Source organism: Pseudomonas sp. FIP_A4 (assembly GCF_036701605.1).
GTDB lineage: Bacteria > Pseudomonadota > Gammaproteobacteria > Pseudomonadales > Pseudomonadaceae > Stutzerimonas > Stutzerimonas phenolilytica.
Map to the genome: position 1 here is coordinate 90,133 of NZ_JAYDXP010000107.1, position 20,561 is coordinate 110,693.

A 20,561-nucleotide genomic window follows, 5' to 3' on the forward strand; every position below is an offset into this window, starting at 1 on the left:
GCTCCGGCCGGGCTTCGCCGTGGAGACAGCCGTGCGATCACTGTTCTGGCGCATTCTCGCAACCTTCTGGCTCGCCATTGCACTGGTCGCCGGCCTGGCACTGCTGCTCGGGCATGCGCTGAACCAGGATGCCTGGATTCTCAGCCGCCACCCCGCTGTCAGCGGCCTCGCGGAGACCTGGACCCGGGTCTACGAGCAACAGGGTGCAGTTGCGGCCCAGCGCCTGCTGGAGCAGCACCGGCATCGCGCGCACATCGACGTGCAAGTGCTGGGCGAGAACGGCCAGCCGGTCATTCGCGGCACCTTCCCGCCACGCGCCGCAGCGTTCGAGGCACGTCAACGCGACCGCGATCACTCGCTGCCCTGGCGCCGGCTGACCGAGGACTACACCAGCCCAGCCAGCGGCGATACCTACCTGTTCATCTACCGTATTCCGCATCCCGAGCTACGGGCCTGGCACCGCGGCAGTCTGTTCTGGCCGCTCAGCGCGCTAGCGATCGCGCTAGTGGTGCTGAGCGGCTTCAGCCTGCTGCTGACGCTGTCCATCACGCGGCCGCTCGATCGCCTGCGCAGCGCCGTCCACGATCTTGGCCAGACCACCTATCAGCAGAACTCGCTGGCGCGCCTGGCCAGGCGACGCGATGAACTGGGCGTGCTGGCCGGCGACTTCAACCGCATGGGCGCCCGCCTGCAGACGCTGATCGGCAGCCAGCGCCAACTGCTGCGCGACGTGTCCCATGAACTGCGCTCGCCGCTGGCGCGCCTGCGCATCGCCCTGGCGCTGGCCGAGCGCGCCACGCCGGCCGAACGCGAGGCGCTCTGGCCGCGCCTGACCAAGGAGTGCGATCGCCTGGAAGCGCTGATCGGCGAGGTGCTGGAACTGGCCCGGATGGATGCCGAGCCCGGCGCGGCGCAGAGCATCGACCTGCCGATGCTCTTCGAGCAACTGCAGGACAACGCGCGCATCGTCGCGCCGGATCAGCGCATCGACAGCCACATCGACCCCGGCAGCACGCTGCGCGGTTGGCCGGACATGCTCGAACGCGCCCTCGACAACCTGCTGCGTAACGCCTTGCGGTTCAACCCGGCCGACCAGCCCATCGAACTGCAGGCGCACCTGGATGGCGATTGGCTGACGCTCAGCGTGCGCGACCACGGTCCGGGCGTGGATGCCGCGCATCTGTCGCAGCTGAGCGAGCCGTTCTTCCGCGCGCCGGGGCAGACTGCCGCCGGGCATGGCCTGGGCCTGGCCATCGCCCGTCGCGCGGCGGAGCGCCACGGCGGTCAGCTGCAACTGAGCAACCACCCGGCCGGCGGGTTCATCGCCAGCCTGCGTCTGCCGCTCGCTTAATCAGCGCGACGGCCAGGCGCTGACGAAATCGGCCGGATCGAGCACCGGCGCCGCACGTACCCGCCCTTCCGGCGCGCCCAGATAGAGGAAACCCAGCACGCGTTCGTTCGCCGCCAGACCGAGGCCGGCGGCGACCTGCGCGTCATAGGCGAAATCACCGGTACGCCACACCGCACCAATGCCCTGAGCGTGAGCGGCGAGCAGCAATCCGTGCGCCGCGCAGCCGGCGGCGAGCAGCTGCTCGCCTTCGGGCACCTTCGGATGGGCCTGCAGATGCGCAATCACCACCACCAGCAACGGCGCGCGCAACGGCATGCTGCGCGCCTTGTGCAGGGCCTCTTGCGCGCAGTGCGGGTCGCGCGCCTGCAGTGCCGTGGCGAACAACTCGCCCAGCTGGTCACGGGCCGGCCCCGCGATGGTCAGGAAACGCCAGGGTCGCAGCTGGGCATGATCCGGCGCGCGCAGCGCGGCGCGAAACAGCAGGTCGAGCTGCGCGGCATCGGGAGCCGGATCGCACAGCCGGGTAACCGAAACACGGTTGAGCAACAGGTCGAGAGCGTCCATCCATTACCTCCAGAACGAAGCGGACATTCTAGAGGCCGATGGCGCCGCCAGGGCAACTCTCGTGCAGGCGTGCGCCTCAGGCGACGCGATCGGGTGACAGGTGCGGCTGCAGCGGCGGCACCAGCGGCGGCAGGCCATGCGCCGCGCGCGCCGCGTCGCAATGCGGGTTGGGCTCGCCATTGCTCCAGGCGGCTTCGAACTCACGACAGGTGCTCGAGCGCTGCTCGTACAGCGTGCAGCGCACGCCACAACCGACTTCACCCAGCAGGCCGACGCAGCGGGCTGGCTTGGCCTCGGTGCCCTGCATCGCCACGTGGTAGGGGCTGACCTGCACCACCAGTTGCTCGGGCACAGTGCCGCCGGACGACGTGCATTCGCCCCAGAAGAAGGACACACGAAAATAGGCGCAGCAGGCGCCACAGGTGAGACAGGGATTGTCGACGGACATGGAGGCAACACGCGCAGATGCCGGAACCGGCCGGCGCCGGGCCGCTATTCTATGCATCGCCATGCGCTTGTGAAGAGGCCCCAGACATACGCCTGTCGGCAAGCTGCAGGCGGTTTACTGGCGGGCCGACACAGGTAGAATGGCGGCCCTCATTTTCTGGCGCCGAGTTGCACCCAATGGCCTTACCGACGCTGCGCATCATCGGTTTTCTCCTCGGCATTTTCCTCATCACCCTGGCGATCGGCATGGTCGTGCCGATGCTCACGCTGCTGGCGTTCGAGCGTACCGACGACCTGCAGGCATTCATCTGGGCCAGCGCAATCACCGGCGGCTGCGGCGTCGCCCTGGTCGCGCCGGGGCGTCCGGCCAACGCCAAGCTGCGGCCGCGCGACATGTACTTCCTGACGACCGCCAGCTGGCTGGTGGTCTGCTGCTTCGCCGCACTGCCGATGATGCTGAGCCGGCACATCAGCTACACCGACGCATTCTTCGAAACCATGTCGGGCATCACCACCACCGGTTCCACCATCCTCACCGGCCTCGACGACGCCTCGCCCGGCCTGCTGATGTGGCGCTCGATGCTGCACTGGCTGGGCGGCATCGGTTTCATCGGTATGGCCGTAGCGATCCTGCCGCTGTTGCGAATCGGTGGTATGCGCCTGTTCCAGACGGAATCGTCGGACTGGTCGGAAAAGGTCGTGCCGCGCTCACACATCGCCGGGCAGTACCTGATCGCCATCTACGTGGGAATGACGCTGGCGGCCGTGGCGGCCTTCTGGCTGGCGGACATGAGCCTGTTCGATGCGATCAACCATGCGATGTCCACGGTATCCACCGGCGGCTTTTCCACCTCCGATGCCTCGATGGGTAAATTCAGCCCGTCGGCGCACTGGGTGGCGGTGTTCTTCATGGTTCTCGGCAGCCTGCCTTTCACCCTGTACGTCGCCACGCTGCGCGGCCACCGCAAGGCGCTGATCCGCGATCAACAGGTACGCGGCTTCCTGGTCCTGGTGGTGGTCAGCAGCGTGCTGTTCAGCGGCTGGTACTGGCTCACCCACGATGCCGATTGGCTGTACGCGCTGCGCATCGTGACCTTCAACGTGGTTTCGGTGGTCACCACCACCGGCTACGCCTCGGGCGACTACACCCAGTGGGGCGGTTTCGCGATGATGGTGTTCTTCTACCTGACCTTCATCGGCGGCTGCTCCGGCTCCACGACCGGCGGTTTGAAGATCTTCCGTTTCCAAGTCGCCTACGCGCTGCTGCGGGCCAACCTCAAGCAGCTGATCCATCCGCGCGCAGTCATTCGCCAGCAGTACAACGGCCACACGCTGGATGAGGATATCGTCCGGTCTATCCTGACCTTTTCCTTCTTCATCACCATCACCATCGGCGCGCTCGCGCTATGCCTGGCGCTGCTCGGACTGGATCTGATCACCGCACTGACCGGCGCGGCATCGGCGGTGTGCAACGTCGGTCCGGGGTTGGGGCCGATCATCGGCCCGGCCGGCAATTTCAGCCCGCTGCCGGATGCGGCCAAGTGGCTGCTGTCGCTCGGGATGCTACTGGGTCGCTTGGAGATCATCACCGTGCTGGTGGTGCTGACCCCCGCGTTCTGGCGCCACTGATCAAGACGCCGAGCCGCGCTTGCCGAACAGGCGGCCGCCCAGCGTCAGAACCGCCAGAATCACGCCACCGGCGACGATGCCGAATACCGCGTCGAGCAGCGTCGGCAGCAGCCCACCGAGCACCGCACCGATGTACGGCAAATGCTGCGTCTGCTCGGCGCTGTTGGCGATCCAGTGATGCACCACGCCAATGCCGTGGGTGAGAATGCCGCCACCGACCATGAACATCGCCGCGGTGCCGACGACCGACAGCGTTTTCATCAGCCACGGCGCCAGCCACAGGATGCCACGACCGACGGCTTGTACCGCTCCGCTCGCCGCCTTGCTCAAGGCCAGCCCCAGGTCATCGAGTTTGACGATACCGGCAACCAGCCCATAGACGCCGATGGTCATCACCACCGCGATGCCGGCCAGCACCATGACCTGCTGGGTGAAACTGGCATTGGCCACGGTGCCCAGGGTGATCGCGATGATCTCGGCGGACAGGATGAAGTCGGTACGGATCGCGCCGCGAATCTTGTCCTTCTCGAAAGCCACCATGTCCACCGCCGGATCGGCCAGCGCCTTGGCGGTTTCGGCGTGCGCGGCGGCATCGTCATGCAGGAAGCGATGCGCCAGCTTCTCGAAACCCTCGTAGCAAAGAAACGCGCCGCCGAGCATCAGCAACGGCGTGATCGCCCAGGGCGCGAATGCGCTGATCAGCAGCGCCGCCGGCACCAGGATCAGCTTGTTCTTCAACGAACCCCGGCAGACCGCCCAGACCACCGGCAATTCACGGTCGGCCTTGACGCCACTGACCTGCTGGGCGTTGAGCGCCAGGTCGTCACCCAGTACGCCGGCGGTTTTCTTAGCGGCGACCTTGGTCATCACGGATACGTCATCCAGAACCGTCGCGATATCGTCGATCAAGGCAAGCAAGCTGGTAGCCAAAGGGAAATCCTGTTCGTGGAAAGAAGAAAGAGGCGCGCGGCGCCGCTGTAGTTTAGGGCGCTTTCGCCTCGGCGGGTTCCGCTGGGGGCGCCTCTGCCAGTCACCACGCCCCATCGCCACACGGCTTTTGTCGCCTGCGGTTTGGCTGCGCGACGCGGCTTGGTTATGATCCACCGGCTCGGCGTGCGCCACGGCAGAACAGCGCAATGCACCGCCACCGGCAAGGCCCCTTCCAAGCGTTCGGCGCGTGGGCGCTTCAGTCAGCAAGGCGCTTAGAAAAAGGCGTCGATTTTACAAGGGAACGTAAGCACATGACTTCCGCCACGGCAGAGCGCCGCAACGGTCTCGCCAATCGCACGCTGCGCGAGTACTACTCCCGTGTGTTCGCCTACCTGGCCGGCGCCGCCACTCTCGCGGCCGGAACCTATACGCAGTTTTTTCCCCTCGACCTGCTGTGGATGGTGCCTTATGCGCTGCTCTATCCGCATCTGGCCTACCACCTCGGTTACCGCTTCAAGCGCGATCATCCGCAGCGTACCTCGCAAGTGCTGCTGTGCCTGGATGCGCTCAACACCGGCGTCGCCATCATCCTGCTCGGCGCGCCCATCGTGCCCAGCCTGATGTTCCTGCTGACGCTGTTTTTCAGCGCACTGGTTACCGGCAGCCTGCAGCACCTGCTGCTGGCGGTGCTCGGTGTGGCCGGTGGTATCGGTCTGGGCAGCGCGCTGGTACCGCTCGAGCTTCGCGGCGCCACGCCGCAGCTGGTCTCGCTGGTGAGCATCCTGTTCGCTTCGCTGTACATCTGTGCCACGGCCTACTTCGTACACCAGCAGGGCCTGCGCCTGGCCCAGGCGCGGCGCGACATCGAGGCTGAGCAGACCAAGGCCGCGCGGCTGGCGCGCAGTCTGGCCAAGTACCTGTCGCCACAGGTGTGGGAATCGATCTTCTCCGGCAAGCGCAGCGTGCGCCTGGAGACCCAGCGCAAGAAGCTCTCGGTGTTCTTCTCCGACATCAAGGGGTTCACCGAACTGTCCGAGGAGCTGGAAGCCGAGGCGCTGACCGACCTGCTCAACAACTACCTGAACGAAATGTCGAAGATCGCGCTGAAGTACGGCGGCACCATCGACAAATTCGTCGGCGACTGCGTGATGGTGTTCTTCGGCGACCCGACCAGCCAGGGCGCGAAGAAGGACGCCGTGGCCGCCGTGTCGATGGCCATCGCCATGCGCAAGCACATGAAGGTGCTGCGCCAGCAATGGCGCGCACAGGGCATCACCCGGCCGATGGAGATCCGCATGGGGATCAACACCGGCTATTGCACGGTGGGCAACTTCGGCGCCGACACCCGGATGGACTACACCATCATCGGGCGCGAGGTGAACCTCGCCAGCCGCCTGGAAAGCGCCGCGGAAACCAGCGAGATCCTCATCTCCCACGAAACCTATTCACTGGTGAAGGACGTGATCATGTGCCGCGACAAGGGCCAGATCGGCGTCAAGGGATTCACCCGGCCAGTGCAGATCTATCAGGTCGTCGATTTCCGCCGCGACCTCGGCGCCACCTGCAGTTTCGTCGAGACCGAGCTGCCGGGCTTCTCCATGTACCTGGACACCAACGGCGTGCAGAACTTCGACAAGGAACGCGTGATCCAGGCCCTGCAGGAGGCCGCGGAGAAACTGCGCGACAAGGTCATCCTCTGAGCGGATACCGCAGCGAGGCCGCGATGCAGATGCTGTCCCTTCGGCATTACAACCAGGACCAGATCGCTCACAGCCACGATCACGTGCAACTGGTCTTCGGCCTGCGCGGCCAACTGGAATTCGAGATCGCCGGACGCGGCAGCCGCATCGGCCAGCAATGCCTGGCAGTCGTTCCTCCATTCACCCATCATGCCTGTGGCAGCGCGCGCGGCAGCCACTGTCTGGTGCTCGACATTGCGCATCCGGCCTGGATCAGCGAGCGTCTCGGCCCGCACGGGGCCGCCAGCCTGCGGCTGCTCGAACGCCCCGACTCACTGCGCCTGACCGCCACGCAGCAGCGCCTGGTGGAGTGGCTGGCCGCCAGCCCGCTGAACGATCCGCTGATCGCCGAACAAGGCACGGTATTGCTGCTGGCAACGCTGGGGAGCGGTTGCGCGCCGCTCGGCAACAGGCCGCCGCTGACGCTTGCGGCGCTCGACGCCTACATCGACCGGCACCTCGCCCATCCGTTGCAGGTCGCGGATCTGGCGCGAGTCGCCGGGCTGTCCGTGGCGCGCCTGCATGCGCGCTTTCTCGATGAGACCGGACAGACGCCCATGAACTACGTGCGCCAGCGGCGTCTGCAGCGAGGCGAAGCGTTGCTGCGCGGCACCCGGCTGTCGGTCGGCGAGATTGCCGCACAGGTCGGCTACGCCTCGCAGAGCGCCTTCACCGCGGCGCTGGTTCGAGTACACGGCTGCACGCCGCGAGAGTTGCGCGACAAAACCGCCGGCTGACGCGACAGACGCGCGTACGCGACTGTCCTAGCATGATCGCCCTGCCATCTCCGTCGCGGTAACTGCATGCCCCCTTCGTACCCATCGCTGACCCGCGGTATCGACACATGACCCCGCGCAACGCCCTGCTGGCGATTCACCTCGGCGCGCTGATGTTTGGCCTGTCCGGCGTGCTCGGCAAACTCGCGCAGAGCCAGCCGTTGATGATCACCTTCGGCCGCGCACTGTTCGCCGTCCTCGCGTTGCTGGCGGTAGCCTTGCTGCTGCCGCCCAGCGGCGCGCGCCCCGACTGGAAGCGCCGCTGCGGCCTGATGCTCGGCGGTGTGCTGTTGGGCGCGCACTGGCTGACGTTCTTCATCGCGGTGAAAGTCGCCGGCGTCGGCATCGCCACCCTCGGCTTCGCCAGCTTTCCAGCGTTCACTGTGCTGCTGGAAGGGTTGCTGTTTCGCGAACGCACCCGGGCGATCGAGTATGCAATGGTCGGTCTGGTCTGCCTGGGCCTCCTGCTGGTCACGCCAAGCTTCGACGTATCCAGCGCAGCGACCGGCGGACTGCTCTATGGGGTGCTGTCGGGTCTGCTGTTCGCGTTGCTGTCGCTGCTCAACCGCGCAGTCACCCGCGGCATCGACGCCGTGCAGGCCGCGCTGTGGCAGAACCTGGCGATCCTGCTCGGCCTGCTGCCGTTCGCCTGGGCGGGCGTACCCGCCATTCCGGCACAGGACTGGCTCTGGCTGGCGCTGCTCGGCGTACTCTGCACCGGCCTCGCGCACAGCCTGTTCGTCGCCAGTCTGCGGGTGCTCAAGGCGCGCACCACCTCGGTGATCTTCGCCCTCGAACCGGTTTACGGCATCGTCTTCGCCTGGTGGCTGTTCGACGAGCAGCCGACGCTGCGCATGCTCGGCGGCGGCGCGCTGATCATTCTCGCCAGCGTCATCACCAGCCGCCTGAAGAGTCCGCCGGCGGCCTGAATCTCAACGATCGTTGTGGCCCAGCGAACGCTGTGGATCGATGCGGTCGCGCACCCGCCGCTTGAGTTCCTTGGCTTCGGGAAAGCCGCCATCGAGCGTGCGTTCCCAGATCTGCTCGCCGTCGCAGGTGATGCGGAACACCCCGCCGGTGCCCGGCTCCAGCGCGACCCGGGCAAGATCGTCAGCGAAGGTCGAGAGCAGCTCCTGGGCGAGCCAGGCGGCGCGCAGCAACCACTGGCACTGGGTGCAATAAACGATGACGATTTCCGCTTTGCCGTTGGACATGCGCGCGACCCTGGCTGGTAATGGGAGCGGCCTATAATAGCGGCCTTTTCCTTCGTACCCGGAATCCGTCATGCGTCGCCTGCTGCTTGTCCTGCTGTTCTGTCTGCCACTGAGCGGCCTCGCCGACACTGCGGCGCCGAAGACCGGGCTGGTGCTTTCCGGCGGCGCGGCGCGCGGGCTGGCACATATCGGTGTGCTCAAGGCGCTGGAAGAACAAGGCGTGCGCATCGACGCGGTAGCCGGCACCAGCATGGGCGCGGTGATCGGCGGGTTGTACGCCGCCGGCTACACCGTCGACGAACTGGAGAAACTGGCGATGACGCTGGACTGGCAGCAGGTGCTGTCCGACGATCCGGCCCGCCAGGACGTGCCATTCCGGCGCAAGCAGGACGACCGCGACTTCCTGGTCAAACGCAAGCTCAGCTTTCGCGACGACGGCAGCCTCGGCCTGCCGCTGGGCGTGATCCAGGGGCAGAACCTCGCCCTGCTGCTCGAACGCCTGCTGGTGCATGCCAGCGATACGCGCGACTTCGACCAGCTGCCGATCCCCTTCCGCGCGGTGGCGACCGACATCGCCAACGACGAGAAGGTGGTGTTCCGCAGCGGCCACCTGCCGCAAGTCATTCGCGCCAGCATGTCGATCCCGGCGGTGTTCGCGCCGGTCGAGCTCGACGGCCGCCTGCTGGTGGACGGCGGCATGGTCGACAACATTCCGATGGACGTGGCGCGCGACATGGGCGTCGACCGGCTGATCGTGGTCGACATCGGCACGCCGCTGATGCGCCGCGAAGACCTGCTCACCGTGTTCGACGTGCTCAACCAGACCACCACCATGATGACGCGGCGCAACTCCGAGGAGCAGCTGGCCACCCTGCGCGCCGAAGACCTGTTGATCGAGCCGCCTCTGGCGGCCTACGGCTCGACCGATTTCGGCAGCGCGGCGCAGCTGATCGACGCCGGCTACCGCGCCACCCGCGCGCTCGAAGGGCGTCTGGCCGGCTTCGCGCCGGCCAGCGGCGGCAATCCGGCGCTGAGCCTGGCGCGCTCGAACGATCCGCGTACGCCGGTGATCACCGCGGTGCGCATCGAGAACGACTCCAAGGTCGGCGATGCGGTGATCCGCCGCCACATCCGCCAGCGTCTCGGCGAGCCGCTCGACCTCGCCGACCTGCAGAAGGACATGGGCACGCTGTATGGCCTGGACTATTTCGACCGCGTCGAATACCGCGTCGCCCACGGCAAGCTGGGCAACACGCTGGTGATCCGCACACGCGAGAAGCGCTCCGGCACCGACTACCTGCGCCTCGGGTTGAGCCTGTCCGACGATTTCCAGGGCGACAGTGCCTTCAATATCGGCGCCAGCTACCGCATGAACGGCATCAACGAGCTGGGCGCCGAGTGGCTGACGCGGGCGCAACTGGGCGATCGCCAGGAGCTGTTCAGTGAGTTCTACCAGCCGCTGGATGCCGGTTCGCGCTGGTTCGTCGCGCCGAATGCGTTTCTCGAGGCACAGAACGTCGAGGCGACGCTGGAGCACGACCCGATCGCCGAGTACCGTCTGCGCCGCTACGGCTACGGGCTGAACCTCGGCCGGCAGATTGCCAACAACGGCGAGATCCGCTTCGGCGTCGGCCAGGCGTGGGGCGAGGCGGACGTGCGCGTCGGCGAGCGCGACCTGCCGGATTTCAGTTTCAGCGAGGGTTACTACGCCTTGCAGTATTCGTTCGATACGCTCGATGACGTGGATTTCCCGCACGAGGGCGAGGACATCAGTCTGACGCTGCGCCAGTACACACCCGGGCTGGGCTCGGATGAACGCTACCGGCAATGGCACCTCCGCCTGGACAAGGCGCTCGGCTATGGACCGCACACCTGGTTGCTGGGCGGCCGCTACGGACGCACGCTCGACGACACCGAGGTGGTGACCTCCAGCTTCCTGCTCGGCGGCGCCCGCCAATTGTCAGGTTTTCGCCAGGACGCGCTGTCGGGGCAGAACATCAGCCTCGGCCGGGTGGTGTATTACCGACGCATGACGCCACGCGGATTCCTGCCGCTGGATTTCCCGCTGTACCTTGGCGGCTCGCTGGAACGCGGCCGCGCCTGGAACAACGACAACGAATTCGACAGCGGCTACATCAACGCCGCCAGCGTGTTCATCGGCTACGACACCCCGCTGGGGCCGCTGAACCTCGGCTACGGTGCCAACGACGAAGACGAGCAGGCGCTCTATCTGAACCTCGGCCGCAGTTTCTAGAGCGCCCGGGTCTTGTTCAGATTGGCGAGGATGCGCGCATGCACCTGCTGGCACTTGCGCAGGTCTTCCTCGGGAATGCCGTCGAACAGTTCCTCGCGGACCTGCGTCGAAATCGCCTCGATGCGTTCGATCAGCGGACGCGCCGGGGCGCCGAGCAGGATGAGCTTGGCGCGGCGGTCCTCGAGCGAAGCCTGACGATGAATCAATCCCTGCGCCTCAAGGCCGTCCAGCAGACGGGCCAGCGTCGGCCCTTCGACGGCGACGCTTTGCGCCAGCTCGCGCTGCGTGGGTGAATGGTCGAAACGGGCCAGGTGCAGAAGCACCAGCCAGCGGGCCTGCGACAGTCCCAGATCGGCGAGACGCCGATCCAGTTCCGCGCGCCAGCCTCGCGAGAGTTGCGCCAACTGCATGGCGAAGCGATGTTGCTCGGCGTACATGAAGCTTGCATTCCTGCAAAAACAATTATTAGCGAGCTAATCACAGCTTCGATATGCAGGCAAGCCTACCAACGGCCAGTCACCACCCTCCTTCGGTACGCGGGAGCACTCGGCGGCCCCGCCAGGACGCGGGATTGCGCCGCGCCGGCGTGCGCGCGGCGGTGACGCAGCCGGTTACAACTCGAACTCGGCCTGCAAGGCCGCGCGCACGCAGTACAGCACCGCTTCCGGCACCCGCGTGGCGAACTGCGCGGCGATCTCGGCCACCGGCGGCAGCTCGCCTTCGCCGTCGAGGAAAGCTTCCTGAATCTCGCCGAGCAGGTCTTCGGGCAGGTCGAGCGCCTGCTCCAGACTCAGCTGCTGCTGGCCGATCGCCTCGGCCAGCAGGGCGTAGACGTTCTTCTCGCTGCAATCGAGCTGGCGCGCGATCTGCGCCGGCGTCATGCCCGCACGCGCCAGCGTGACCAGTTCGTGACGCAGATCGATCGGCGACCTGGCGGGTTCCGACGTACCCTGCAGCACTTCGAGGAACGCCGCGCCGTAGCGCTCCAGCTTGCGCGCGCCGACACCGCTGACGCGCGCCATATCCGCCAGCGAAGCCGGCTGGCTGCGCAGCATTTCCAGCAACGTGGCGTCGGGAAAGATTACATAGGGCGGCACGCCGTGCTCCTCGGCCAGGCGCCGGCGCAGCGCGCGCAACGCTTCCCAGGTATCGCGCTCCTCGATTCGCACCAGCTGGCTGGCAGCGCTCTTCTGCCCCTTGGCCGCCTGCTGCGGCTTGAGATCGCGGCGCAGCGCCAGGCTTACCTCGCCACGCAGCAACGGTCGGCAACTGTCGCTCAAGCGCAGGCCGCCGAAGCCTTCCAGATCGACATCCACCAGCCCGCGTGCCACCAGCTGGCGGAACAGCGAGCGCCAGTCGCCCTCGGCGAGGCTCTTGCCGACGCCGAACACGGAAAGATGCTGATGGCCGAGGCCGCGCACCTTGTCGTTGTCGCGCCCCAGCAGGATGTCCACCAGATGTCCGACGCCGTAGCGCTGCCCGCTGCGGTAGATCGCCGACAACGCCTGACGCGCCGGTTCGGTGGCGTCCCAGGTCTGCACATCGTCCGCGCAGTTGTCGCAATGTCCGCACGGCTGCGGCAGGTCTTCGTCGAAATAGGCCAGCAGCACCTGGCGCCGACAGCGGGTCTCCTCGCATAGCGCGAGCATGGCATCGAGCTTGTGTTGCTCGATGCGCTTGTGGCGCTCGTCGCCCTCGGAGTTGTTGAGCATCTGCTTGAGAAAGATCACGTCCTGCAGGCCGTAGGCCATCCAGGCGTCGGCCGGCAGGCCGTCGCGCCCTGCTCGTCCGGTCTCCTGGTAATAGGCTTCGAGCGACTTGGGCAGGTCCAGGTGAGCGACGAAGCGCACGTTAGGCTTGTCGATGCCCATTCCGAAGGCGATGGTCGCCACCATGATCAGTCCCTCTTCGTTGAGGAAGCGTTTCTGGTGATAGGCGCGCAGCTCGTTGGGCAGCCCGGCGTGATACGGCAACGCTGGAAAACCCTGCTCGGTGAGAAACGCCGCCAGGTCGTCGACCTTCTTGCGCGACATGCAGTAGACGATGCCGGCATCGCCCCGCCGCTCGGCGAGAAAGCCCAGCAGCTGCTTGCGTGGCTGCTCCTTGGGCACGATGCGGTAGAAGATGTTCGGCCGGTCGAAACTGGACAGGAACCGCTCGGCGTTCTCCAGATGCAGGCGCTGGACAATTTCCTCGCGGGTGCGCATGTCCGCCGTGGCGGTCAGGGCGATGCGCGGCACGCCGGGGAACAGCTCGGCGAGCTGGCCGAGCTGCAGGTACTCGGGACGGAAATCGTGACCCCACTGCGACACGCAATGCGCCTCGTCGATGGCGAACAGCGCGATCTGCAACCGTTGCAGAAACGCCAGCATGCGCGGCTGCACCAGTCGCTCCGGCGCAAGATAGAGCAGCTTGATCTCGTTGCGGCGAATGCGCTCGGCAATCTCGCGCTGCTCGTCGGCACTCAGCGTGGAATTAAGCGCCACCGCCGCCACGCCCAGCTCGTCGAGCGTGGCGACCTGATCGTCCATCAGCGCAATCAGCGGCGACACCACCACCGCCAGCCCGTCGCGCAGCAGCGCCGGCACCTGATAGCACAGCGACTTGCCGCCGCCGGTAGGCATCAGCACCAGCGCATCGCCGCCGTCGGCGACCTGTTCGATGATCGCGCCCTGGTTGCCGCGAAAGGCGTCATAGCCGAATACGTCTTTGAGGATGCGCTGTGCCTGGTCGAGCATGCCGGTCTCCGAAACAAGGCGCGCAGTATACGCGAGCACCTGCCGGAGTTCAGGCGCGGTGGTCGGCCACGGCGGCCCAACGGCCATCGAAGTAGCCTGCATCCCGCGCCTCGTCTAGAATCCCGCTTGTCTTCCCACCCCAAGGTAGTTCCCGATGTCTTTCGCCGAGCAACTCACCCGCCTGCAGGTTTTCCTCGATGCCGACGACCTGCATGAAGAGGCGCTGGATTACATCGCCGCCCACGGCTACCTGACGGCTCTGAGCATCTGCTCCGAAGCGGTACCGGAGCGCGAATGGATCGATGCGCTGTTTTCCGAGCCACCGAAGTACCAGGACGACACCGAACGCGACGCCATCGAGGCAACGCTGGTCCAGCTCAAGGCGCATATCGCCCGCCAGCTGGCCAGCGACGAAGACATGGAGCTGCCCTGCGAGCTGGACCTCGGCGAGGAGCCGGACGAGTCCGATCTGCGCGGCTGGTGCATCGGCTTCATGGAAGGCGTGTTCATGCGCGAGGAGGCCTGGTTCGAGGATTCCGAGGAGGAAGTCAGCGAATTGCTGTTGCCGATCATGGTCGGCTCGGGATTGTTCGACGAGCAGCCGGAGTTCGCCGAGATCGCCGAGAGCCCCGAGCTGGTGGACGAGATGGTCGCGCAGATTCCTGAAATCCTGACTGCGCTATACCTGCTCTGCCACGCTCCCGAGGAAAAGCCGGCGCTGCTCAAACCGCGCCGTCACTGATGACCGGGTAGCCGCCGTGGCGCACCGCGATATTCCCCAGCAGCGCAACGCCGTGGTGCGCTATGCGCTGCTGACGGTCGGCTGGCTCGCGGTGGCGCTTGGCGTAGTGGGGATCTTCCTGCCGGTGCTGCCGACCACCCCCTTCATGCTGCTGGCAGCTGCCTGCTTCGTGCGCAGCTCGGAGCGCTTCTACGTCTGGCTCGTCGAGCACCCGCGCCTCGGCCCCTGGTTCCGCGACTACCTGGAAGGCAACGGCATTCCGCTCAAGGGCAAGGCCTACACCATCCTCACCATGTGGGTGAGCATCGGAATTTCCTGCTGGCTGGTGCCGCTCGTCTGGGCACGCATCGCCATGTTGCTCAGCGCTGCGCTGGTCACGCTGTACATCGTCAAACAGAAAACCCTGCACACGGTCGAAGCCAAACCACGCCAGTGAGCACGAATCCGCCCACCGGCAGGATTCGCTATGGAGAGCAGCCCATGCAGTCTTTGCAGTCTGGTCGTGCAAGCCGCCGCCCGCTGGTGCTGCTTCTCGCGCTCGCCCTGCTCAGCGCACCGCTATGGAATCTGGCGCGCTCGTCCAACTGGCAACAGTGGGATTTCGAGCGCATCTACCCGGTTCTGAAAAAGCGCTACGGGGCCGCGGAGGATGCGCTGCCGCGGGTAGCGGCCTGGCAGCAGCTTCTGCGAGACAGCGACGCACTGCCCGAGCGAGAGCAGCTCGCCGAGGTCAACCGCTTCTTCAACCGACAGATTCAGTTCAGCGACGACATCTGGGTCTGGGAGCAGGACGATTACTGGGCCACGCCGGTCGAATCCCTGATCCGCGGTGCCGGTGACTGCGAGGACTACGCCCTCGCCAAGTACTTCACCCTGCGTCGGCTGGGCGTGCCCAGCGACAAGCTGCGCATCACCTACGTCAAGGCGCTGCGGCTGAATCAGGCGCACATGGTGCTGACCTACTACGCGACGCCCGGCGCCGATCCGCTGGTGCTGGATAACATCGACGGCACCATCCGCCCCGCCTCGCAGCGCAGCGACCTGCTGCCGGTGTATGCCTTCAATGCCGAAGGGTTGTATCTACCCGGTGCGGGCGGTGGTAAACGTAGCGGAGATGGCAAAAGGCTGTCACGCTGGCAGGACGTTCTGCGAAAGATGCGTGCCGAAGGATTCGTGGTCGGCGAGGGCTAGTCGAGAGCGGTTTCAGGAGGGAAGTATGTCGTTACTCAAGCAGCTGTTTCTCGCCATCTGCCTGTTCCTCGTCGTGGCCTTCGCCGGGAGCTTCTTCGCCAGCATCGAGCATTCGCGCGAACAGTCGATCAGCCAGCTTCGCTCCCATGCCCAGGACGCCGCCACCGCACTGGCGCTGTCGATGACGCCGCATGTCGATGATCCGGTCATGCTCGAATTGCTGGTCAATTCGATCTTCGACAGCGGCTATTTCAGCAGCATCCGTATCGTCTCGATCGCCGATGGCCAACCGATCGTCGAACGCAGCAGCAACATCGTCACCGAGCAGGTGCCGAACTGGTTCGCCGCGCTGGTGAATCTGCCGGCACAGGGCGGCGACGCGCTGATCATGCGCGGCTGGGAACAGGCGGCGCGCGTGGAGGTAATCAGCCACCCCGCCTTCGCCCTGGCAAAGGTCTGGGACAGCACCGTGGCCACGCTCTACTGGCTGCTGGGCTGCGGCCTGGTCAGCGCCCTGCTCGGCGGCTGGTTGCTGCGCAGCCAGTTGCGCCCGCTCGATCGCATGGTGGAGCAAGCGCAGGCCATCACCCGACGCGAATTCGTCACGCTGCCCGAGCTGCCGCGCACGCCGGAGCTACGGCGTGTGGTGCAAGCGATGAACCAGATGGTCGCCAAGCTGCAAGCCCTCTTCGCCGAGGAAGCGGCGCGCAGCGAGCGGCTCCATCAGCAGGCCTTCCGCGACGAGCTGACCGGGCTGGCCAACCGGCGCCTGCTGGATCAGCGCCTGGCGATCCAGCTGACGCCGGCCGAGCATCACGGCGGCGGCTATCTGATGCTGATCCGCATCCACGAGCTGAACCGTCTCAACCAGCAGCTCGGCAGCCAGCAGACCGACCAGCTCGTCGCCGCGGTCGGTGCACGCCTCGGGCGCGTACCGGACGAACAAGGCCAGCCGCACTGGCTGGCTGCGCGCAGCCGCGGCGGTGATTTCGTCCTGCTGGCACCCGGTCTGCACGAAGCGCATGCCGCCCGCCTCGCCGAAACACTGAGCGCCGATCTGCAAGCGCTGCGCCCGCTCGGCACGCCCGTTGAGGGCCCGCTGGCTCACATCGGCTATACCGCCTTTCACATCGGCGATTCGCCTGCGGCGGTGCTGGAGCGGGCCGACCATGCGCTGGCGCAGGCACTCGGTAGCGACAACGCATGGCAGGAATGCAGCCATGCGACAGCGCTTCTGCACAGCGAACACGAGTGGTATCGCGCGCTCGACCAGGCGCTGGAGCGGCGCGATCTGGCCGTCTTCGTACAACCGGTGGTGCTGGCCGACAATCCGCAGCAGCTCGTGCATCAGAAGTTGCTGGCGCGCCTGCCGATCGCCGATGGCGCCGTCCTCACTGCCGGCAGCTTTCTGCCGTGGCTGGAACGGCTGGGCTGGACGGCGCGCTTCGACCGGCTGATGCTCGAACTGGCTATCGAACGCCTGCGGCAGGCCCCCACTCCGCTGGCCGTCAGCCTTTCCAGCGCCACGCTGCGCGACCCTGACGGTCTGGAACCGATCATCCAACTGCTGCGTGACCACCCCGAGCAAACCCGCCTGCTCTGCCTGGAACTGGACGCCCGCCACCTGCCGGCGAGCGCCACGCTGCAACACTGCAGCCAGGCGCTGCGCGACACCGGCGCGCAGGTTGGTCTGCAGCATTTCGGCGGCGATTTCAGCAAGCTCGGCAGTTTGCTGAGGCTGGCATTGGTCTATCTGAAAATCGACGGGACCTACATCCGCAATATCGACCAGGACGACGACAAGCGCGACTTCATCGAGGCGCTTTACCGCACGACACACAGCATCGATCTGCCGCTGATCGCCGAGATGGTGGAGACCGAAGGCGAACGCACGACGCTGGCTGCGCTCGGCGTGCATGGCGTCATGGGCCACGCGGTTGGCGCGCCCCACCCGTGGCAGTAAGGAAAGAGAACGGCTGGTCGCAACGACCAGTCGGCGTCACGAGGGAAGGGAAAATCGGGGTCTGTTGCGGTTTCAGCGAACGAAACAAAAACGCCGACTAAGGCAACCGCGGTTCGTCATCGTCGCTCAACAGAGCACACAGCCCACCCAGTCGCGCACGGGTCTGCTGACGGGCGCGCAGTTTGCGCTGGGCCGCTTCCGGCAGGTCGGTAAAACGGATCACGCCGCGATCGATCAACACGCCGATCAGGTCTTCCAGAACCCGTACCATTTCCAGGTCGGATGCCTGCAAGCCGACTCGTTGCGTGTGTTCATCCTCACTGTTTGCGAACCAGCTCAGCGCTTCATCGCAACCCGCGGGAATCGTTCCGGTCATCTCGTCGAACGGCTCGGCCTCGACCCGCCGAAGCTGCCCGTCCGGGCCTCGCTCGATATAGAGCATTCAGTTTCTCCAGCAAAGACAAGCCCACCGTTCCTGCGAACGGTGGGCTTGAGTGCCCTCAGGTGTTATCGACCTTCAGGATGTTGTCGGCAAGCAGGCTATCGATCACCGTCGCCTCGTTGGTGGTGCCGTACAGATCCGCCAGATCCACGCCGGCCAGGGTAATGTCCTGAACCGGCGCACCGCCCGGCGTGACGCTGACCGAGATGACCGTGTCGTTACCGAAGGCAAACGTCAGGTAATTGTCCAGCGTCGCGCTGTCGGCATCCACCCCGGACAGCAGCTCCGACAGATCGAGCACGTCCGAGGCCGCACCGGTCGGGTCGATATGGAAGTCGCTGATGGTATCGCTGCCATTGTCACCCGCCCGCCAGACGAAGGTGTCACGGCCGGCGCCGCCGGTCATGCTGTCGTCACCCAACCCGCCGATCAGGACGTCGTCGCCACCACCACCGGAGAGGACGTCGTCGCCCAGCCCGCCGTCCAGATAGTTGTCCTGCGTGTCGCCAGCCAGCAGATCGTCGCCGCTGCCGCCTATCACGCCCTCCATGTCGAGGTAGGTATCACCCGCAGCCAGGCCGCCAATACCCGGTGCGCCGCTCTCCAGATCGACCGTGATGCCGACGCCGTCGGCGCTGTAATCGGCGATGTCCATGCCGGAGCCACCTTCCAGCGCGTCCGTTCCTGCCCCGCCGATCAGCACGTCATCGCCGATACCGCCCTGCAGAATGTCGGCTCCGATCCCGCCGTCGAGAACATCGTCGCCCTCACCGCCCACCAGCGTATCGCTGCCAGCGCCGCCGGCCAGGTAGTTGTCCAGCGTATTGCCGGTCAGCACATCGTCGCCCGCCCCGCCGGCCAGGCCTTCGATGCCCGTGTAGCTATCACCGAGTGCCTCCCCCAGCGTGCCCGTCCCGCTGAGCAGGCTGGCCGCAATGGCCGTGGTCGCGTCGCCGTAGTCGACGATATCGAAGCCGGTGTTGCCGCTGATGCTGTCGGTCAGGCTGCTGGCGGCGATGACATCGTCGCCTGCCGTTCCGATCAGGGTGAAGGCATCTGACGAGTCGGCCGCCGTAATCTGTACATCGAGGGTAGACGGCGCACTCAGGTCGCCATCACCGTCCTGCGCCACGATGCCGAAGGACAGACTCTGGTCGTCCGGCAGCACTTCACGGGAATAGGAGAAATCCTGCACCCGGATCCCGCCAGTGTTCGCGCCGATCACGTCGACACGTATCACCAGATTCTCGAACGAGACGCCCGGGTCGATGGTGACCCATCCGTCTGCGGTGAGCGTTATGCTCTGCGTGCTGACGGCCAACGGCGTACCGCCGACGGTGCTGCCATAGGCAGCCCAGGAAATCTGTACAGTGCCCTTTCCTTCCAGGCTCGATGAAATATCGGCGAAGAAACGCAAGCTATCCGCGCCGCCCTGCTGGGTGTAGAGGAAACCGGCGTTGTCCGGAACGGAGCTCGCACTCCCCAAGCCGAACCCATTTCCCGAGATGTTGAGCAGATCGCTATTGGAGCCGCTGCCGCTATCGGGGTTGGTAAATGTCGTTGGGGAGGTTCCGCTGAACAGCAGGCCGTCGAACGTCCAACCATTCTCGATGCTGGACGCCACGGAAATCGGCTTGCCAGGTTCCAGGCTCGTAAAGTCGATGGCCTCGGTGTAACCCGCCTCAGGCGCGATCAGCTGGAAGCTGTAGGTGCCGTCTGCGCTCACCGTCAAGGTGAAGACCTGTTGGTTGGTGTCCGTCAGCGCCGTGAGCGTGGTGCTGACGAACGTGCCACCGCTGAAATTCTGCGTGGTCTGATAGGTCACGCCGTCCAGCGTCGGCCCGGTGATCTCGAAGCCGCCCAGCCCATCCGCCCCCGGTACTACCGCAAAGGTGCCGTTGACCGTACCGACTTCGTTGGGAATCGTCGCGGCGACAAAAGCACCAAGCGACGGCAGATCATCGGCGATACCGATAACCAGATCGCTCGACGTACTGGCCGCGCCGTCCGACACGCTGATCGTGAAGGTATCGGCCTCCGTCACGCCATCCACATCGGTGGTCGGACTGGTCAACTGGTACTGATAGCTGACCACACCCGTCTCGTCGTTGTAGCCGAGGATGTTCAGCACACCGTACGCGCCGGCAAAACTACTGCCGATCAGATTGGCAATATTCACCGCGGTACCGCCGATCGTGACGGTCTGGATGTCGTCCAGGCCATCCACATCGCCCAACGTGAAGGTACCCGTGGCAAATTCGCTGTACCCCGTGGCATCCGAGCCGGACGGCAAGCCGAGCTCGGAGACGTTGGCCCCCACGACGCTCAGGGTCGGGCCGTCGTTGCTGCCGGTGATGGTGATGGTCAGCGTTGCGCTGGACGGATCGCCGTCGGCGTCCTGCATGGTGTAGGTGAAGGTTTCGGTGAGGGTTTCGCCTTCGTCCAGGCCCTGCACCGCGGCATCGTTCGGGTTGATCAGGTAGCTGTAGTTGCCAGCGCCCAGGTCGGTGAAGGTGCCGTGTGCCGCCGTGGTGCTGGTCCAGTTGACGAAGCTGTTCGGGGTATCGGCACCCGGTTGGTC

At 65.8% G+C, this 20,561-nt stretch carries 18 protein-coding genes; 10 read left to right on the top strand and 8 right to left on the bottom strand.

What is annotated here, in order from left to right; genetic code table 11:
* Window positions 1-31 precede the first annotated feature (31 nt).
* Window positions 32-1,351: a sensor histidine kinase gene (locus U8L64_RS02670; RefSeq protein ID WP_102829386.1), complete on the top strand. Its 1,320-nt coding sequence runs from the start codon at window positions 32-34 to the stop codon at window positions 1,349-1,351.
* Here the strand turns inward: U8L64_RS02670 and U8L64_RS02675 are convergent, their stop codons facing one another.
* Both U8L64_RS02675 and U8L64_RS02680 read right to left on the bottom strand, forming a co-directional pair.
* Entirely contained in the window at window positions 1,352-1,915 is a 564-nt protein-coding gene (locus tag U8L64_RS02675; protein WP_102829385.1) for a nitroreductase family protein, read from the bottom strand.
* Between the two features lie 76 nt (window positions 1,916-1,991).
* The gene (locus U8L64_RS02680) at window positions 1,992-2,363 is read right to left on the bottom strand and encodes a YkgJ family cysteine cluster protein (RefSeq protein WP_008570111.1); all 372 of its coding nucleotides are present in this window, start codon (window positions 2,361-2,363) and stop codon (window positions 1,992-1,994) included.
* A 176-nt stretch (window positions 2,364-2,539) separates the two neighbouring features.
* On the opposite strand from U8L64_RS02680, the gene U8L64_RS02685 reads away from it, so the two are divergent.
* The gene (locus U8L64_RS02685) at window positions 2,540-3,991 is read left to right on the top strand and encodes a TrkH family potassium uptake protein (RefSeq protein WP_043296692.1); all 1,452 of its coding nucleotides are present in this window, start codon (window positions 2,540-2,542) and stop codon (window positions 3,989-3,991) included.
* Here the strand turns inward: U8L64_RS02685 and U8L64_RS02690 are convergent, their stop codons facing one another.
* Window positions 3,992-4,921 carry a DUF808 domain-containing protein gene (locus tag U8L64_RS02690; protein WP_333393781.1) on the bottom strand — a complete coding sequence of 310 codons (930 nt, stop codon included), beginning with the start codon at window positions 4,919-4,921 and terminating at the stop codon, window positions 3,992-3,994.
* A gap of 311 nt (window positions 4,922-5,232) precedes the next feature.
* On the opposite strand from U8L64_RS02690, the gene U8L64_RS02695 reads away from it, so the two are divergent.
* The 3 genes from U8L64_RS02695 to U8L64_RS02705 all read left to right on the top strand — a co-directional run bounded on the left by U8L64_RS02695 (window position 5,233) and on the right by U8L64_RS02705 (window position 8,365).
* The gene (locus U8L64_RS02695; protein WP_043296694.1) at window positions 5,233-6,621 is read left to right on the top strand and encodes an adenylate/guanylate cyclase domain-containing protein; all 1,389 of its coding nucleotides are present in this window, start codon (window positions 5,233-5,235) and stop codon (window positions 6,619-6,621) included.
* 29 nt (window positions 6,622-6,650) lie between these two features.
* Complete coding sequence (locus U8L64_RS02700; RefSeq protein ID WP_043296714.1) at window positions 6,651-7,397, top strand: helix-turn-helix transcriptional regulator; 747 nt, start codon at window positions 6,651-6,653, stop codon at window positions 7,395-7,397.
* A gap of 107 nt (window positions 7,398-7,504) precedes the next feature.
* On the top strand, window positions 7,505-8,365 hold the full coding sequence (locus U8L64_RS02705) for a DMT family transporter (protein WP_333393783.1): 861 nt from the start codon (window positions 7,505-7,507) through the stop codon (window positions 8,363-8,365).
* Between the two features lie 3 nt (window positions 8,366-8,368).
* On the opposite strand, the gene U8L64_RS02710 is transcribed toward U8L64_RS02705, so the two are convergent.
* Window positions 8,369-8,650 (bottom strand): SelT/SelW/SelH family protein, encoded by a 282-nt coding sequence (locus U8L64_RS02710; protein WP_043296696.1) that lies wholly within the window; start codon window positions 8,648-8,650, stop codon window positions 8,369-8,371.
* Window positions 8,651-8,720: 70 nt separating this feature from the next.
* Between U8L64_RS02710 and U8L64_RS02715 the strand changes: the two genes are divergently transcribed.
* The gene (locus tag U8L64_RS02715; protein ID WP_043296697.1) at window positions 8,721-10,904 is read left to right on the top strand and encodes a patatin-like phospholipase family protein; all 2,184 of its coding nucleotides are present in this window, start codon (window positions 8,721-8,723) and stop codon (window positions 10,902-10,904) included.
* On the opposite strand, the gene U8L64_RS02720 is transcribed toward U8L64_RS02715, so the two are convergent.
* Window positions 10,901-11,341, bottom strand: a complete 441-nt coding sequence (locus U8L64_RS02720; protein ID WP_043296698.1) for a MarR family transcriptional regulator — start codon at window positions 11,339-11,341, stop codon at window positions 10,901-10,903. The genes U8L64_RS02715 and U8L64_RS02720 overlap by 4 nt on opposite strands.
* Before the next feature lie 174 nt (window positions 11,342-11,515).
* The gene (gene recQ / locus U8L64_RS02725; RefSeq protein ID WP_043296716.1) at window positions 11,516-13,642 is read right to left on the bottom strand and encodes a DNA helicase RecQ; all 2,127 of its coding nucleotides are present in this window, start codon (window positions 13,640-13,642) and stop codon (window positions 11,516-11,518) included.
* A 154-nt stretch (window positions 13,643-13,796) separates the two neighbouring features.
* Between recQ and U8L64_RS02730 the strand changes: the two genes are divergently transcribed.
* Genes U8L64_RS02730 through U8L64_RS02745 form a run of 4 tightly spaced genes read left to right on the top strand, consistent with a single transcriptional unit; the run spans window position 13,797 to window position 17,538 of the window.
* A complete protein-coding gene (locus tag U8L64_RS02730; RefSeq protein WP_043296699.1) occupies window positions 13,797-14,384 on the top strand; it encodes a UPF0149 family protein in 588 nt (195 codons plus the stop codon).
* A 16-nt stretch (window positions 14,385-14,400) separates the two neighbouring features.
* Window positions 14,401-14,820: a YbaN family protein gene (locus U8L64_RS02735; protein ID WP_008570124.1), complete on the top strand. Its 420-nt coding sequence runs from the start codon at window positions 14,401-14,403 to the stop codon at window positions 14,818-14,820.
* Between the two features lie 44 nt (window positions 14,821-14,864).
* On the top strand, window positions 14,865-15,575 hold the full coding sequence (lapG, locus tag U8L64_RS02740) for a cysteine protease LapG (RefSeq protein ID WP_077683885.1): 711 nt from the start codon (window positions 14,865-14,867) through the stop codon (window positions 15,573-15,575).
* Between the two features lie 25 nt (window positions 15,576-15,600).
* Window positions 15,601-17,538, top strand: a complete 1,938-nt coding sequence (locus U8L64_RS02745; protein ID WP_333393789.1) for a bifunctional diguanylate cyclase/phosphodiesterase — start codon at window positions 15,601-15,603, stop codon at window positions 17,536-17,538.
* A gap of 97 nt (window positions 17,539-17,635) precedes the next feature.
* On the opposite strand, the gene U8L64_RS02750 is transcribed toward U8L64_RS02745, so the two are convergent.
* Window positions 17,636-17,980, bottom strand: coding sequence for a tryptophan synthase subunit beta (locus U8L64_RS02750; protein WP_333393791.1), 345 nt, complete (start codon window positions 17,978-17,980; stop codon window positions 17,636-17,638).
* Between the two features lie 58 nt (window positions 17,981-18,038).
* On the bottom strand, window positions 18,039-20,561 hold a 2,523-nt coding region (locus U8L64_RS02755), incomplete at its 5' end, for a type I secretion C-terminal target domain-containing protein (RefSeq protein ID WP_333393793.1).